Consider the following 15271-nt stretch of genomic DNA (forward strand, 5'->3'; position numbering starts at 1 on the left):
ACGTGAACGCTAACGGTCAGCAGTGACAGCCGGGGCATGTATCAGCCAGTGATACGGGCGACCGGGCGCCGTAACCGGTCTGAGAGAATTGCGGTGTGATCTCTCGAATCGATCTGCGCGGTACCGCCCTCCCCGAGGGCGGCGCCCTGCGCGACCTGCTGCCCCGTGCCGAGTTCGACGTGGAAGCCGCCCTGGAGACGGTGCGGCCCATCTGCGAGGACGTACGCCATCGTGGCTCGGCGGCAGTGATCGAGTGGGGAGAGAAATTCGACGGCGTGCGGATCGCCTCGGTCCGGGTGCCGGCGGACGCCGTCGGAGCGGCGCTGGAAGCCCTCGACCCCGCCGTGCGCGCGGCGCTCGAGGAGTCCGTCCGCCGTGCCCGCCTCGTCCACCGCGAGCAGCGCCGCACCACGCACACCACCCAGGTCGTGCCCGGCGGCACCGTCACCGAGAAGTGGGTGCCCGTCGAGCGTGTCGGGCTCTACGTCCCCGGCGGCCGCTCGGTCTACCCCTCGTCCGTCGTCATGAACGTGGTACCGGCCCAGGAGGCGGGCGTCGAGGGCATCGCCGTCGCGTCCCCGCCCCAGAAGGAGTTCGGCGGCCTGCCGCACCCCACGATCCTCGCGGCCTGCGCCCTCCTCGGCGTCGACGAGGTGTACGCCGCCGGCGGCGCCCAGGCCGTCGCGATGTTCGCGTACGGCACCGAGGACTGCCCGCCCGTGAACCTCGTCACCGGGCCCGGCAACATCTACGTCGCCGCAGCCAAGCGCCTCCTCAAGGGCCGTGTCGGCATCGATGCCGAGGCCGGTCCCACCGAGATCGCGATCCTCGCCGACGCGAGCGCCGACCCCGTGCACGTCGCCGCCGACCTGATCAGCCAGGCCGAACACGACCCGATGGCCGCGGCCGTCCTCGTCACCGACTCCGAGGAACTCGCCGCGGCCACCGAGGCCGAGCTGAAGCCCCAGGTCGCCGCGACCCGGCACGTCACCGACCGGATCGAGCCCGCGCTGGCCGGCCGCCAGTCCGCGATCGTCCTCGTCCGCGACATCGAGGACGGGCTCAGGGTCGTCGACGCGTACGCGGCCGAACACCTGGAGATCCAGACGGAGAACGCCGCCGCCGTCGCCGACCGGGTCCGCAACGCGGGGGCCGTCTTCGTCGGCCCCTGGTCGCCCGTCTCCCTCGGCGACTACTGCGCCGGCTCCAACCACGTCCTGCCCACCGGCGGCTGCGCCTGCCACTCCTCGGGCCTGTCCGTGCAGTCCTTCCTGCGCGGCATCCACATCGTCGACTACACCCGCGACGCCCTCGCCGACGTCACCCACCACGTGGTGACCCTGGCCGAGGCGGAGGACCTCCCCGCCCACGGCGCCGCGCTCAAGGCCAGGTTCGGCTGGAAGGTTCCGCAAGCGTGACGAACAGCAGCAACGCCTGGGACGCGCTCCCGATCCGCGACGAGCTCCGCGGCCAGTCCCCGTACGGCGCGCCCCAGCTCGACGTACCCGTCCGGCTGAACACCAACGAGAACCCCTACCCGCTGCCCGACGCGCTCGTCGACCGCATCGCCGAGCGCGTCCGCGAGGCCGCCCGCGACCTCAACCGCTACCCCGACCGCGACGCCGTCGAACTCCGCACCGAGCTCGCCCGCTACCTCACCCGCACCGCGGGACACGAGGTGGCCGCGGTCAACGTCTGGGCGGCCAACGGCTCCAACGAGGTCCTCCAGCAGCTGCTGCAGACCTTCGGCGGACCCGGGCGCACCGCGATCGGCTTCGAACCCTCGTACTCCATGCACGCCCTCATCGCCCGCGGCACCGGCACCGGCTGGATCTCCGGCCCGCGCAACGAGGACTTCACCATCGACGTGGAGGCATCGAAGAAGGCCATCGCCGAGCACCGGCCGGAAGTCGTCTTCATCACCTCGCCCAACAACCCCACCGGCACCGCCGTCGACGCGGACACGGTCGTCGCCCTGTACGACGCGGCCCAGGCGGCACGGCCCTCGATGGTCGTCGTCGACGAGGCGTACGGCGAGTTCAGCCACCACCCCTCGCTGCTCCCGCTCATCGAGGGCCGCCCCCACCTGGTGCTCTCGCGCACCATGTCCAAGGCCTTCGGCGCCGCGGGCCTGCGCCTCGGCTACCTCGCAGCGGCCCCGGCCGTCGTCGATGCCGTACAGCTGGTGCGCCTGCCGTACCACCTGTCCTCCGTCACCCAGGCCACCGCGCTCGCCGCCCTGGAGCACACCGATACGCTGCTCGGGTACGTCGCGCAGCTCAAGAGCGAGCGCGACCGGCTGGTCGGCGGGCTGCGGGAGCTCGGCTTCGCCGTGACGGACTCGGACGCCAACTTCGTCCAGTTCGGCCGCTTCGCCGACAGCCACGCCGCCTGGCAGGAGATCCTCGACCGGGGCGTCCTGGTCCGGGACAACGGCGTACCGGGGTGGCTGCGGGTCTCCGCGGGAACCCCGGCAGAGAACGACGCGTTCCTCGATGCGGTGCGCGAACTGAAGAAGGAGCACGACGCATGAGCCGCGTAGGCAGGGTGGAGCGGACCACCAAGGAGACCTCCGTGCTCGTCGAGATCGATCTCGACGGCACCGGCAAGGTCGATGTCGGGACCGGGGTCGGTTTCTACGACCACATGCTCGACCAGCTCGGCCGGCACGGACTCTTCGACCTCACGGTCAAGACCGAGGGCGACCTGCACATCGACTCGCACCACACCATCGAGGACACCGCCCTCGCACTCGGCGCCGCCTTCAAGCAGGCACTGGGCGACAAGGTCGGCATCTACCGCTTCGGCAACTGCACGGTCCCGCTGGACGAGTCGCTCGCCCAGGTCACCGTCGACCTCTCCGGCCGCCCCTACCTGGTGCACACCGAGCCGGAGAAGATGGCGCCGATGATCGGCGAGTACGACACGACGATGACCCGGCACATCCTGGAGTCCTTCGTCGCCCAGGCGCAGATCGCCCTGCACGTCCACGTCCCGTACGGCCGCAACGCCCACCACATCGTGGAGTGCCAGTTCAAGGCGCTGGCCCGCGCGCTCCGTTACGCCAGCGAGCACGACCCGCGCGCCGCAGGCATCCTGCCCTCCACGAAGGGCGCGCTGTGACCGGCCTCAACACCATTCTCATCGTCGTCGGCCTCTTCCTGGCCGGCGGCGTCTACTCCTTCTGGAAGCAGGGCATGCCCAAGGGCGTCGTCGTGCTCCTCGGATTCGGCTCCGTGATGTGCCTGGTCTCCGGCATCCTGCGGATCCAGTGACCCCGGGACTGAGGAATCTGTGAGCGACAAGAAGAAGATCGTCGTCTTCGACTACGGCTTCGGCAACGTCCGTTCCGCCGAGCGGGCCCTCGCCCATGTCGGCGGGGACGTGGAGATCACCCGCGACTTCGACACCGCCATGAACGCGGACGGGCTGCTCGTCCCCGGCGTCGGTGCCTTCTCGGCCTGCATGGCGGGGCTGAAGGAAGCCCGCGGCGAATGGATCATCGGGCGCAGGCTGTCCGGCGGCCGGCCCGTCATGGGTATCTGCGTCGGCATGCAGATCCTGTTCGAGCGCGGCATCGAGCACGGCGTGGAGACGGAGGGCCTCGACGAGTGGCCCGGGACCGTCGGCCCGCTGAAGGCCGACATCGTCCCGCACATGGGCTGGAACACCGTCGAGGCCCCCGAGGACTCCCGGCTCTTCGCCGGCCTCGACCGCGACGAGCGCTACTACTTCGTGCACTCGTACGCGGCGCACGACTGGTCCCTCGAAGTGACCAACGCCAAGATCCGTGCCCCCAAGGTCACCTGGGCGACGCACGGAGAGCGGTTCGTCGCGGCCGTCGAGAACGGCGCGTTGTGGGCCACCCAGTTCCACCCCGAGAAGTCCGGCGATGCCGGCGCCCAGCTGCTGACCAACTGGATCGAGACGCTGTAATGCCGAAGCTTGAACTGCTCCCCGCCGTAGACGTGCGCGACGGCCAGGCCGTCCGCCTCGTGCACGGCGAATCCGGCTCCGAGACCTCCTACGGCTCGCCGCTCGAGGCGGCCCTCGCCTGGCAGAACTCCGGCGCCGAGTGGCTTCACCTCGTCGACCTGGACGCCGCGTTCGGCACCGGCGACAACCGTGCCCTGATCGCCGAGGTCGCCGGCGCGATGGACATCAAGGTGGAACTCTCCGGCGGCATCCGCGACGACGCCTCGCTGGAGGCGGCCCTCGCCACCGGCTGCCGCCGCGTGAACCTCGGTACCGCCGCCCTGGAGACCCCCGAGTGGGTCGCCAAGGTCATCGCCGAGCACGGCGACAAGATCGCCGTCGGCCTCGACGTCCGCGGCACGACCCTGCGCGGCCGCGGCTGGACCCGCGACGGCGGCGACCTCTACGAGACGCTCGCCCGCCTCGACTCCGAGGGCTGCGCCCGGTACGTGGTGACCGACATCGCCAAGGACGGCACGCTGGAGGGCCCGAACCTGGGCCTGCTGCGCGACGTCTGCGCGGCCACCGACCGGCCCGTCGTCGCCTCCGGCGGCGTCTCCTCGCTGGCCGACCTGCGGGCGATCTCCCTGCTCGTCCCGGAGGGTGTCGAGGGCGCGATCGTCGGAAAGGCGCTGTACGCCAAGGCGTTCACGCTCGAGGAGGCACTGAAGGCGGTCTCCGCATGACGGACTCCGTGCGCCGCTTCTCCTCGGACGCCCCGTGGGAGGAGAAGTTCGGTTACTCCCGCGCGGTGGAGCTCCCGGGCGGTCTGGTCCTCGTGGCCGGATGCACCTCCGTGGTCAACGGCGAGATCGCCCGGGGCGGTCCGTACGAGCAGGCCGTCGCCTCCTTCCAGGTCGCCTTCGACGCGCTGAAGCAGACGGGCCTGGGACGCGAGGACGTCGTCCGTACCCGGATGTACCTCACCCACGCCCGCGACGTGGACGAGGTCGGCCGCGCCCACAAGGAGCTGTTCGACGACGTCCGCCCCGCCGCCTCGATGATCATCGTGGCCGGTCTGGTGGACCCGTCCCTCGTCGTCGAGGTCGAGGTCGAGGCCTACCGGGCGGGTGAGCGATGAGCCTCGCCGTACGGGTCATCCCGTGCCTCGACGTCGACAACGGCCGGGTCGTCAAGGGCGTCAACTTCCAGAACCTGCGCGACGCGGGTGACCCCGTCGAGATGGCCAAGCTGTACGACGCCGAGGGCGCCGACGAGCTGACGTTCCTCGACATCACCGCGTCCAGCGGTGACCGCGAGACGACCTACGACGTGGTGCGCCGCACCGCGGAGCAGGTCTTCATCCCGCTCACCGTCGGCGGCGGCGTCCGCACCCCCGACGACGTCGACAAGCTGCTGCGGGCCGGGGCCGACAAGGTCGGCGTCAACACAGCGGCCATCGCCCGCCCCGACCTCGTCCGTGAGATCGCGGAGCGGTTCGGACGGCAGGTGCTCGTGCTCTCCGTCGACGCCCGCCGCACCCCCACGGGCAGCTTCGAGGTCACCACGCACGGCGGCCGCAAGGGCACCGGCATCGACGCGGTCGAGTGGGCGCACCGGGCTGCCGAGCTCGGCGCCGGGGAGATCCTCCTCAACTCGATGGACGCCGACGGCACGAAGGACGGCTACGACACCGAGATGATCGAGGCCGTACGGGCGCACGTCACCGTCCCCGTCATCGCCTCGGGCGGTGCTGGCCGGCTGGAGGACTTCGCTCCGGCCGTCGGCGCGGGTGCCGACGCGGTCCTGGCCGCATCCGTCTTCCACTTCGGTGACCTGCGGATCTCTGAGGTCAAGGGTGCGCTGCGAGAGGCCGGTCACCCGGTCCGCTGACCCGCGGGGGAGCGGACCGGGAGCCGAAGACCGGCGATCTCGCCGATGTCCTGGGCGGGGGTGCACCGCGAAAGTGGCGGCGTCAGCGAATGACGGCGCCACCCACGCGGTGCTCCCCCGAGGCCCCCGGACGACGGGCCGGGGGCCGGCGCGTGCGGTGCCGCCCCGACCGAGAGGATCCCCCCTCGTGCAGCAGCACCTCCCCTCCGGCGACATCTCCCCGCGCCACCGGATGTCGAAGAGCCGCTCCCGTACGGTCAAGCTCGCCGTGGCCGCCGCCGCGGCCACCGCCGGCCTGGTCACCGCCCTGATACCGGGCGCCCAGGCCGCGGACAACCCGTACGAGCGCGGCCCGGCTCCGAGCAACTCCAGCATCGAGGCGAGCCGCGGCTCCTACGCGACCTCGCAGACCACCGTCTCCTCGCTGAGCGTCAGCGGGTTCGGCGGCGGCACGATCTACTACCCGACGTCGACCGCGGACGGGACGTTCGGCGCGGTCGTCATCGCGCCCGGCTTCACCGCCTACCAGTCGAGCATCGCCTGGCTCGGACCGCGCCTGGCCTCCCAGGGCTTCGTGGTCTTCACCATCGACACCAACACGACGGTGGACCAGCCGGCGAGCAGGGGCGACCAGTTGCTGGCCGCCCTGGACTACCTCACCCAGAGGAGCTCCGCGCGTACGCGGATCGACTCCTCGCGGCTCGGTGTGATGGGCCACTCCATGGGCGGCGGCGGCACACTCGAAGCCGCGAAGGACCGGCCGTCGCTCCAGGCCGCCATCCCGCTGACCGGCTGGAACACGGACAAGACCTGGCCCGAGGTGCAGACGCCGACCCTGGTCATCGGGGCGGACGGTGACACGGTCGCCCCGGTGGCCACGCACTCGGAGCCCTTCTACAACTCGCTGCCGAGCTCGCTGGACAAGGCGTACCTGGAGCTGCGCGGGGCGAGCCACTTCACCCCGAACTCCTCCAACACGACGATCGCGAAGTACAGCATCTCGTGGCTGAAGCGCTTCATCGACAACGACACCCGCTACGAGCAGTTCCTCTGCCCGCTGCCCTCGGCGAGCCTGACCATCGCGGAGTACCGGGGCACCTGCCCGCACACCTCCTGACGACGGGGGAACCGGGGGCCGGACCGCGCGTACCGCGGTCCGGCCCCTTCAGGTGTGCGGGTGTGCTCGGTCCCGGGAGAGGAAACCCGCGATGCTCACGGCGAATCCGGGATCGCGCACAGCCGTCAGGTGATCCCCCGGAAGCACGGCCAGCTCCGCGCCCGCGATCGCCGAGGCCAGCACTTCGGGCCGGGTCGCGAGAGGGTCGTCCGCACCGGCGAGCACCAGCGTCGGGACGACGATCCGGTCCAGCGGCAACGCGTCGCGGTGCACCGAACGTATCTGCGCGGCCAGCGCCAGCCGGTCGCCGCCCGCCGTGTCCGCCAGGACGCGGAAGGCCCGGGTCCGCGCGGGTGCGTCCGCAGCGTCCTCGGCCGTCAGCGCCGCCGACACCAGGTCCGGCGGGATCACCCGGGTGTCGAGCCCGCCCACCTCCACCGCACCCGCGCCGATCCCGCCCACGACCAGACGGCTGATCCGGGCGTCCTGGGCCGCGGCGAGGATCGCGACCACGGCGCCCATGGAGTACCCCGCCACGTGCACCCGGTCCGCGCCGATCCGGTCGATGAGCAACCGCACGTCACGGGCCATCAGCGACTCGCCGTAGCAGGCGTCGGTGTGCGGCCCGTCCGAATCGCCGTGCCCGCGCGCATCCGGGGCGTACACCCGCCGGCCCCGCGCCACCAGCGCCTCCACGACCCCGGGGCCCTCCCAGTTCAGCCGGGCGTGGGCGGCGAAGCCGTGGAGCAGCACGACCGGCGGCAGGGCGCCGTCCGGATCCCGTGACCAGGACCGGTACCGCAGGGTCAGGCCGTCGTGCGTGCGCAGTTCATCCGTCATGCGGCGACGCTAAGGGCGTGCCGCACCCGAACGCGCCGCGTCTGTGCCCCCGCACAGCGCCCGCGCCGTTCTGTTGGGAGCCCGCACCGCACAGGGCCGCCCGGGAACCAGGAGCGGACGCGCACCTTCCGACGCTGTTTACGCGGAAGTAACGTCGACGAGGTGACCCCATCGACGACCGTGCACAGTCCGCCCCGGCTGTACGGCCGCAGCGGCGAACTCGCCATCCTGGACACCCTGCTGGGACGGCTCCGGGCAGGTGACGGCGGAGCACTCGTGCTGACCTCGCCGCCCGGCCTGGGCCGCACCGCCCTGCTGCGACGCGCCGCCGCCGAGCACCACGGCAGGCACGGAGGGACCCTGCTGTACGCCGCCGCCGCCCCCACCGAACAACGGCTGCCCCACAGCGGGCTGCACACCCTGCTGTGCTCCGCGCCGCGCCCGCTGCCCGACACACTCCTGCGGTCCGGCGTCACGCCGGGCGGGCTCCTCGCCGTGCTGCGCGGCCTGGGGGCCGAGGAACCCCTGCTGGTCTGCGTGGACGACGCCCACGCCTGGGACCCGGACTCGCGAGCCGCCCTCGGATACGCCGCCCGCAGACTCGGCGCGGGCAGCCGGGTCGCGGTGGTGATCGGCTCGGCCGACGAGACCGCCTTCGCCGGACTGCCCGCGCTGCGCCTCGCCCCGCTCGACGACGACGCGGCGACCGCGCTGCTCGATTCGCTCACCGCCGCCACCGGCGACGTCGACCCCGTCGTACGCAGCGAGCTCCTGCGCGAGGCGGCAGGCAACCCGCGGCTGCTGGCCGGTCTCGTCGGCCGCCTGACCCCGGGTCAGCTGGCGGGGCGCACGGCGCTTCCGTATCCCCTCCCCGGCGCCGAGAGTGTCCTCGACGCCCACGCCGAACACCTGGGCGGGCTCTCCGCCGACACCCACACCCTGCTGCTGCTCGCCGCCGCCGCGGAGGAACACGAGCCGGACGGGGCCGGGTCCGACGCGGCCCTGCTGCTGCGGGCCGGTGCCCGCGCCGGGCTCGCCACCGCGCAGCTCGACCGGGTGCTGTTCGCCCCCGCCGGGACGGCCGGGGCCCTGCAACGCGCGGGCAGCCGGGTGCACTTCAGCCATCCGCTACTGCGCCGTGCGGTCCTGCACCGGGCACCGCCCGGCCTCCGCCGTGCGGTGCACGAACTGCTCGCGGGCCTGCTCACACGTCCCGGCTCGCCACCGCTGCCCGCCCTCGTCCAGCGGGCCTGTGCGGCGCCCGGGCCCGATGCGGCCCTCGCGGAGCGGCTGGAGGCGGCCGCCGTCGCCCCGTACCCGCACGGCGAACGCTCCGCCGCGCTGGCCCGCGCCGCCGCGCTCTCCACCGACGACTCCCTGCGCGGGGCACGCTTCGCAGCCGCGGCCGAGCAGGCGAGGCTGGCCGGTGACACCGGCCGGGCCCGCGCCATGCTGGCCCGCGTCGGCCCGCACGTGGCCGGAGGCGCCGCGTCGTATGTCCGCGGCATGCTCGCCCTGCGCGACGGGCCGGCGGCCGACGCCCGCGAGGCGCTCCTGACCGCGGCCGGACTCCTCGCCCCGCACGATCCGCGCCGCACCCTGGACGCCCTGTTCGGGGCGGCGGAGGCGGCGTGGGCCATGGGCGACGCCATCGCCTACCTCGACGCCATGAACCGCATTCCCGTGGAGGCCGCCGACCGGCCCATGGCCCAGTACCGCGCCGGCATGTGCGCCGTGCTGGCCGGCCACCCCGGCCGCGGCCACGCGCTGCTGCGGTGCTGCCTTGACTCGGCGGACCGCACCGACGACGCGGGTGAACTCCTGCGTGCGGCGGCCTCGGCGCTGGTGCTCGGCGAGGTCGAGGCCGCCTGCCGGGCGGGCGCCCGCGCGCTCGCCGCCGTACGCACCCGGGGCCCCGAGTCCCTGCTGCCGCACGCACTGGAACAGCTCGCCTACGCCGAACTGCGGACCGGCCGGCACGCGAGGGCGCGGGCGCACGCGCTGGAAGGACTGCACGCCGCACGGCGCACGGGGCAGCCCAACGCCGCGACGCACCTGCACGCCGTGCTCGCGCTCGCGGCCTCCGTGGAGGGACCTGCCGAGGCCTGTGCCGCCCACGCCGACGCGGCCCTGGCCGGTGCGGGACCCCACGGCCTCGCCCAGGCGGCCACGCTCGCCACCTGGGCGGTCGCCCGCGCGGATCTCGCGGCCGGACGGCCCGGTGAGGCGGCTGCCCGGCTCGGGCCACTGGTCAGGCCCGGTCCGGGAACCGGGCACTTCGCCACCCGGATGCTGGCGGTGCCGTGCTACGTCGAGGCGATGGTGCTCTCCGGGCGCGCGGACGAGGGAGCCGCTGAACTCGCAGTGGCGGTCGAGGAGTTCGCGCTGTGGACCGCCCGCACCATCGATCCGCAGGTCCCGGCGCAGCTGGCGCGCTGCCGCGCCCTGCTGGCGCCGCCCGAGGAGGCCGCGACACGCTACGAGGAGGCGCTGGTCCACCACGACCGGGCCGGCGGCGACTTCGAGCGCGCCCGCACCCGGCTGCTCCACGGCCAGCTGCTGCGCCGGCTGCGCCGCACCCGCGAGGCGCGCGGCCCCCTGCGCGACGCACTGGTGGGCTTCGAGCGCTGCTCGGCCCGTGCGTGGGCGGACCGGGCGAGCGGGGAACTGCGCGCCGCCGGGGAGGCGGTGGACGGCCCGGCCCGGGGTGGGCCGGGCCCCCTGGCCGGACTGACCCCGCAGCAGCAGCGGATCGCCCGCTGCGTCGCGGAGGGAGCGACCAACCGCGAGGTGGCCGTGCGGCTCTCGGTGAGCCCCAGGACCGTCGACCACCACCTCCGCAACGTGTTCTCGGCGCTCGGCGTCCGGTCCCGGACCGAACTCGCGCGGCTGCTCGACCGCGGGTCCGGGGCGAGGTTGCAGGACCGTGATGAGAAGAACCGCGCACACCCCTAGGTACCGACCGGGCGGTATGCCATTCTGCGGTCGTCAGGATCGATCGGTGTGCGCCCGCCCAATGCGGGACCGGGCGCACGCCGGGGCCGGCCCAACCGCAGCCGGCCGATTCCGGGTGGAGGGCCGCCATGCCACAGGTCGTACGTTCACGGATCAGGGCGCTGCACGGACCGCCCCCGGTCCCGCAGATGCCGCACCGCTTCCGCTCCCTGGCCGACCGTGAGGCCCTAGCGGTGCTCCACCGGGCGGCCCGCACGCTGTTGGACTCGCTGCCGGAGCTCACCGACCGACTGGTCGAGGCACTGCGGGAGCAGGAGCCCGCCTATCGCGCCGCGATCGAGACCGAGCCGGCCGAGATCTGGCAGGAGGTCCACCACTCCCTGCGCCACAACGTCGCCTCCCTGATCCAGCCACGGGAGTTCAGGGAGGCCGCCCACCGCACCTCCCGGTGGATCGGCGAGAGCCGGGCCGAGCAGGGCGTACCCCTCGACGCGGTCATGCACGCCTTCCGGATGGGCGGGGCGATGGTCTGGCAGGACCTGGTCGACGACACCGCCCGGCGCCACCCCGAGGACACCCGGCTGCTGGTCCATGTCGCCGCGGACGTGTGGAACTTCGTCGACGAGCACTGCGCGGTCGTGGCCGAGGCGTACCGGCAGGCCGAACGGCGCCTGTCCTGGCGCCGCGAGAACCGGCAGCGACTGATGACGGCGGCCCTGCTGGACGGCACCGCCCGGATCGCGGACCTGCCGGACGCCGCGCTGATGCTGGGCCTGCCGGTCCAGGGGCGGTACGCGGTACTCGCGGTGACGGGCCCGAGCCGGACCCCGCACGGCGCGGGGCGCCCGCCCCTGACGCTGGCCGAGGGCGTCCCGGCGCTCTGGCACACCGCGGGCGACGTGGAACTGGCCGTCCTCCCGCTCGGTACGGGCGCGCTCGCCGCGGAGGCCGGCGTGGCGGGCGGGGAGGAAGGCACGGACCCGTCAGGGGCCGCCACGGCCGGCGGCCCCGGCACGGACGCGGGTACCGGGCCCGTTGACGAACTCGCCGAGCTGGCAGCCCGACTGACGGTGCCTCCGGGGACCCGAGTGGGCATCAGTTCCGTGGTCGACGGACTCGCCTCCGTCGGGGACGCACGCGTCCTGGCAGAGACGGCGCTCCGCGCCTGCCCCGCTTCCGGCGGAACCGTCCTGCTGGACGAACACCTGCCCACCGCACTCGTCGTGTCGTCGCCCGGCCTGGGAGCCGCGCTCGCCGACCGCGTGTTCGGGCAGTTGGACGCGCTCGACCCGGCGGACCGTGACGTGCTCGTCGAGACGCTGACCGCGTGGCTCGACGCGGACGGATCGGCGCAGCGGGCCGGGGCCCGTCTGTACTGCCACCGCAACACCGTGCTGAACCGGCTGCGGCGCTTCGAGCAGCTGACGGGGCGCTGCCTGACCCGCCCCACGGACGCGGTCGAGGTCTCGCTGGCGCTGGCCGCCCGTCGGCTGCTGGCGGGCTGACCCCTCCCCGGGCCGGGGCGACGTCCCAGGCAGGCGGCCCGGCGGCAGGCCGCGCCGCCACCGCCGGGCCGCGCGGTCGCCGCGCGGCCCGGCGCGTGCCGGACGCCGACGTCCTGACCCGTCACACGTCCGACTGTATACAGCGGAGTTCAAGCGACCCGGCTGTGCGGACGCACAGATCCTCACCGCGCCGGCTGTACCCGCGCCGCGTCCCGCTCCCGTCCCCTGTGCCGGACACGACCCGGCTGGTGCCATGGCGCGCATGTCCTCAGCTGCACACAGAGCCGTACCGGCGGAGCGAAACCGGTGAGCGGCGCGATCGACGCGCGGTCCCTGGCCGTGGTCATCTTCCTCGGATTCGTGGCGGTGTCCCTGCTGTTGTGCGGGCTCGCCGCCGCGGACCAGGACGACCCGGACCACTTCTACGCCGGCGGCTCCACCCTCGGTCCCGTCGGCGGGGGGCTGGCCATAGCCGGGGACTACGTCTCGGCCGCCACGCTCCTCTCCACCACGGGTTCCGTCGCGCTCGCCGGCTTCGACGGGCTGCTCTTCGCCCTGGCGACGGTCGCGTCCCTGGCCCTGGTCATGCGGTTGTTCGCCGAACGCCTGCGCCGCAGGGGCGTGTTCACGCTCGGCGACTTCCTCGCCGACCGGCTCGGCGACGGTTCCGTACGCCGGGCACTGGGCGTGGCCACGCTCGTCGTCCTGGCGCCCCTGCTACTGGTGCAGCTCACCACCGCCGGGCACGTCATGACGGCCATGTTCGGCCTTCCCGACGGCGCGCTCACCGGCTGCACCGTCGCCAGTGGGGCGCTCATGGTCTGCTACTCGGCCTTCGGAGGCATGCGCGGCACCGGCTACATCCAGATCCTCAAGGTGGCCGTCGTCCTCGGCGCGGTCACCCTGCTCGCCGGACTCGTCCTCGCACGCTTCGGCTGGTCCCCGTTCGCCCTCTTCGACGCGGCCCGGGCGGGCAGCAAGGCCGGCGGCGACTACGCGCGCCCCGGCCTGCAGTTCGGCCACGGGCTCGCGGGCGGGCTCGACCTGATCGGCTTCCAGATCACCCTGGTGCTCGGTGCGGCCTGCATGCCCCACATCATGATGCGGCTCCACCCGATCCGCGACGCCCGGACGGCGCGCCGGGCCGGCGTCTGGGCCGTGGCCCCGGTCGCCCTGCTGTGCGCGGGCATCGTCGTCGTCGGACTCGGTGCGTCCGCCCTGGTCGGCCGTGACCTGCTGCGCGCCGCCGATCCGGCCGGCGGCACGGCCCTGTTGATGGTGACGGGCGCACTGGACCCGGGCGCCGCGGGACCGCGCGACAGCCCGCTGTTCGCGCTCGTCGCCTGCGCCGCCTTCGCCACCACCCTGGCAGCGGTGGCCGGTATCACCCTGGCGGCCGCCTCGTCCGTGGCCCGCGACTTCACGGCGCGGCGAGGAGCCCAGGGTGAGAGCAAGGCCTCGGGCCGGGAGATCCGGCGTGCCCGCTGGGCCGTCGCCGCCATCGGGGCACTCGCCGTGCTGCTCTCGGCGTACACCCACGACCGGAACCCTCAGGTGCTGCTCTCCCTGTCGTTCGCGGCGGCGGCCTCGATCCTGCCGCCCGTCCTGCTGTACGCCCTCTTCCGCCCGCGCTTCGACGCGCGCGGGGTGCGGTGGACCGTGTACGGGACGCTTCCCCTCATCGCGGTCCTGATGGTCCTGTCACCGGCGTTCTCCGGCACGCCCGTCGCGCTGTTCCCGGAGTGGGACTTCGACGTGTTCCCGCTCCAGACACCGGGCCTCGTCACCGTCCCGGCGGGCTTCCTCCTCGGGCTGCTGGGGAGCGGCCGCGGCCCGGACGCCGCCGACGACGAGGCCCGCCACCGCCACCGCACCCGCCGGCCACCCGCCCGGGCCCGCAGCGGGGCCTGAACGGACGGTGCGGCGGGCTGCGGCGCGGGTCAGAGCCCCAGTTCCGCCGTGTGCAGCCGGGCCAGCGCGTCCTTGTCCCCCTCCAGTTCCACCCGCGCCGCGTCCTGGCGCCCCGCCGCGAACAGCAGCAGCTCGCCCGGCTCCCCGGTGACCGTCACCACCGGGGTGCCCTTGTGTGCCACCACCGTCTGGCCGTCCGGGCGCCGCAGCACCAGGCCCACCGGAGCCCGGCGGCCCATCATCCGGGCGGTCTTCTCGGTACGTGACCACAGGACGTCGGCGAAGACGGGGTCCAGTTCCCGCTGCGACCAGTCGGGCTGGGCCCGGCGCACGTCCTCCGCGTGGATGTAGAACTCCACGGTGTTGGCCGCCTCGTCCAGTTGCTTCAGCCCGAAGGGGGACATCCGGGGCGGTCCCGTACGGATGAGCTGGATCAGCTCCTCGTACGGCTTGGCGGCGAACTCGGCCTGCACCCGCTCCAGCCGGTTCTTCAGGGCGCCGAGCAGGATCCCGCCCGCCGCGTCCGCCCGGCGTTCGCGCACCACGACGTGGGCGGCCAGGTCCCGGGTCTTCCAGCCGTTGCACAGGGTCAGGGCCTCCGGGCCCGCCGCCTCCAACAGGTCGGCGAGCAGAAGACGTTCACGCTTCGCATGGGTCGACATGCCCGCCAGCGTACGGCCGCCGCACGGGGTCCGCCCAGTGGACGCACGGCCGGGCACCCACTCCGGCGCGGCACAATGGGGCGCATGACCAGCGCGCCCGGCCCCGTACCCGCAAGCAGCCTCGATCCGGCAGTCGCCGCCCGCCTCAAGCGCGGCCCCGACGGACTGGTCCCGGCCATCGCACAGCAGTACGACACCGGCGAGGTGCTCATGCTCGGCTGGATGGACGACGAGGCGCTGCACCGGACCCTGACCACCGGCCGCTGCACCTACTGGTCACGCAGCCGCCAGGAGTACTGGGTCAAGGGCGACACGTCGGGTCACGTCCAACGGGTGAAATCCGTCGCCCTGGACTGCGACGCCGACACCGTCCTGGTGAAGGTCGACCAGACGGGCGCCGCCTGCCACACCGGTGCCCGCACCTGCTTCGACGAGGACGTCCTCCCGCTCACCGGGCCCCGGTAAGGTCAGCC

The 15271-nt window shown here is 73.7% G+C and carries 15 protein-coding genes; 13 read left to right on the plus strand and 2 right to left on the minus strand.

The genetic code is table 11. The annotated features are described in order from the left end of the window. Window positions 1–95: 95 nt before the first annotated feature. From hisD to bdeA, 9 genes are all read left to right on the plus strand, one after another. Window positions 96–1418 (plus strand): histidinol dehydrogenase, encoded by a 1323-nt coding sequence (gene hisD, locus OG206_RS24320; protein ID WP_327119540.1) that lies wholly within the window; start codon window positions 96–98, stop codon window positions 1416–1418. Continuing rightward, window positions 1415–2533, plus strand: coding sequence for a histidinol-phosphate transaminase (locus tag OG206_RS24325; RefSeq protein ID WP_327119542.1), 1119 nt, complete (start codon window positions 1415–1417; stop codon window positions 2531–2533). Before hisD ends, OG206_RS24325 begins: the two co-directional genes overlap by 4 nt. Further along, window positions 2530–3123 (plus strand): imidazoleglycerol-phosphate dehydratase HisB, encoded by a 594-nt coding sequence (gene hisB, locus OG206_RS24330; protein ID WP_327119544.1) that lies wholly within the window; start codon window positions 2530–2532, stop codon window positions 3121–3123. Before OG206_RS24325 ends, hisB begins: the two co-directional genes overlap by 4 nt. Further along, the gene (locus OG206_RS24335) at window positions 3120–3275 is read left to right on the plus strand and encodes a hypothetical protein (RefSeq protein ID WP_327119546.1); all 156 of its coding nucleotides are present in this window, start codon (window positions 3120–3122) and stop codon (window positions 3273–3275) included. The genes hisB and OG206_RS24335 overlap by 4 nt, the downstream gene beginning before the upstream one ends. A gap of 19 nt (window positions 3276–3294) precedes the next feature. Then, window positions 3295–3936, plus strand: a complete 642-nt coding sequence (gene hisH, locus OG206_RS24340; protein WP_327119548.1) for an imidazole glycerol phosphate synthase subunit HisH — start codon at window positions 3295–3297, stop codon at window positions 3934–3936. Beyond that, window positions 3936–4661: a bifunctional 1-(5-phosphoribosyl)-5-((5-phosphoribosylamino)methylideneamino)imidazole-4-carboxamide isomerase/phosphoribosylanthranilate isomerase PriA gene (priA, locus tag OG206_RS24345; protein ID WP_327119550.1), complete on the plus strand. Its 726-nt coding sequence runs from the start codon at window positions 3936–3938 to the stop codon at window positions 4659–4661. The genes hisH and priA overlap by 1 nt, the downstream gene beginning before the upstream one ends. Further along, window positions 4658–5056, plus strand: coding sequence for a RidA family protein (locus OG206_RS24350; RefSeq protein ID WP_327119552.1), 399 nt, complete (start codon window positions 4658–4660; stop codon window positions 5054–5056). Before priA ends, OG206_RS24350 begins: the two co-directional genes overlap by 4 nt. Further along, on the plus strand, window positions 5053–5808 hold the full coding sequence (gene hisF, locus OG206_RS24355; RefSeq protein WP_327119554.1) for an imidazole glycerol phosphate synthase subunit HisF: 756 nt from the start codon (window positions 5053–5055) through the stop codon (window positions 5806–5808). Before OG206_RS24350 ends, hisF begins: the two co-directional genes overlap by 4 nt. Window positions 5809–5995: 187 nt before the next feature. Next, window positions 5996–6925 (plus strand): bis(hydroxyethyl) terephthalate hydrolase, encoded by a 930-nt coding sequence (gene bdeA / locus OG206_RS24360; RefSeq protein ID WP_327119556.1) that lies wholly within the window; start codon window positions 5996–5998, stop codon window positions 6923–6925. 48 nt (window positions 6926–6973) lie between these two features. Here bdeA and OG206_RS24365 read toward each other — a convergent pair whose 3' ends face one another. After that, complete coding sequence (locus OG206_RS24365) at window positions 6974–7765, minus strand: alpha/beta fold hydrolase (protein WP_327119558.1); 792 nt, start codon at window positions 7763–7765, stop codon at window positions 6974–6976. Window positions 7766–7927: 162 nt separating this feature from the next. Here OG206_RS24365 and OG206_RS24370 point away from each other — a divergent pair, with 162 nt between their 5' ends. The 3 genes from OG206_RS24370 to OG206_RS24380 all read left to right on the plus strand — a co-directional run bounded on the left by OG206_RS24370 (window position 7928) and on the right by OG206_RS24380 (window position 14136). Then, window positions 7928–10720: a LuxR family transcriptional regulator gene (locus tag OG206_RS24370; RefSeq protein ID WP_327119560.1), complete on the plus strand. Its 2793-nt coding sequence runs from the start codon at window positions 7928–7930 to the stop codon at window positions 10718–10720. Window positions 10721–10848: 128 nt separating this feature from the next. Continuing rightward, complete coding sequence (locus OG206_RS24375; RefSeq protein ID WP_327119562.1) at window positions 10849–12225, plus strand: PucR family transcriptional regulator; 1377 nt, start codon at window positions 10849–10851, stop codon at window positions 12223–12225. Window positions 12226–12531: 306 nt separating this feature from the next. Beyond that, window positions 12532–14136, plus strand: coding sequence for a sodium/solute symporter (locus OG206_RS24380; RefSeq protein ID WP_327119564.1), 1605 nt, complete (start codon window positions 12532–12534; stop codon window positions 14134–14136). A 29-nt stretch (window positions 14137–14165) separates the two neighbouring features. Here the strand turns inward: OG206_RS24380 and OG206_RS24385 are convergent, their stop codons facing one another. Next, a complete protein-coding gene (locus OG206_RS24385; protein ID WP_327119566.1) occupies window positions 14166–14798 on the minus strand; it encodes a TIGR03085 family metal-binding protein in 633 nt (210 codons plus the stop codon). A gap of 84 nt (window positions 14799–14882) precedes the next feature. Between OG206_RS24385 and hisI the strand changes: the two genes are divergently transcribed. Further along, complete coding sequence (gene hisI, locus OG206_RS24390; protein WP_327119568.1) at window positions 14883–15263, plus strand: phosphoribosyl-AMP cyclohydrolase; 381 nt, start codon at window positions 14883–14885, stop codon at window positions 15261–15263. The last annotated feature ends 8 nt before the right edge of the window (window positions 15264–15271 follow it).

This window comes from Streptomyces sp. NBC_01341 (assembly GCF_035946055.1).
Taxonomy (GTDB): Bacteria; Actinomycetota; Actinomycetes; order Streptomycetales; family Streptomycetaceae; genus Streptomyces.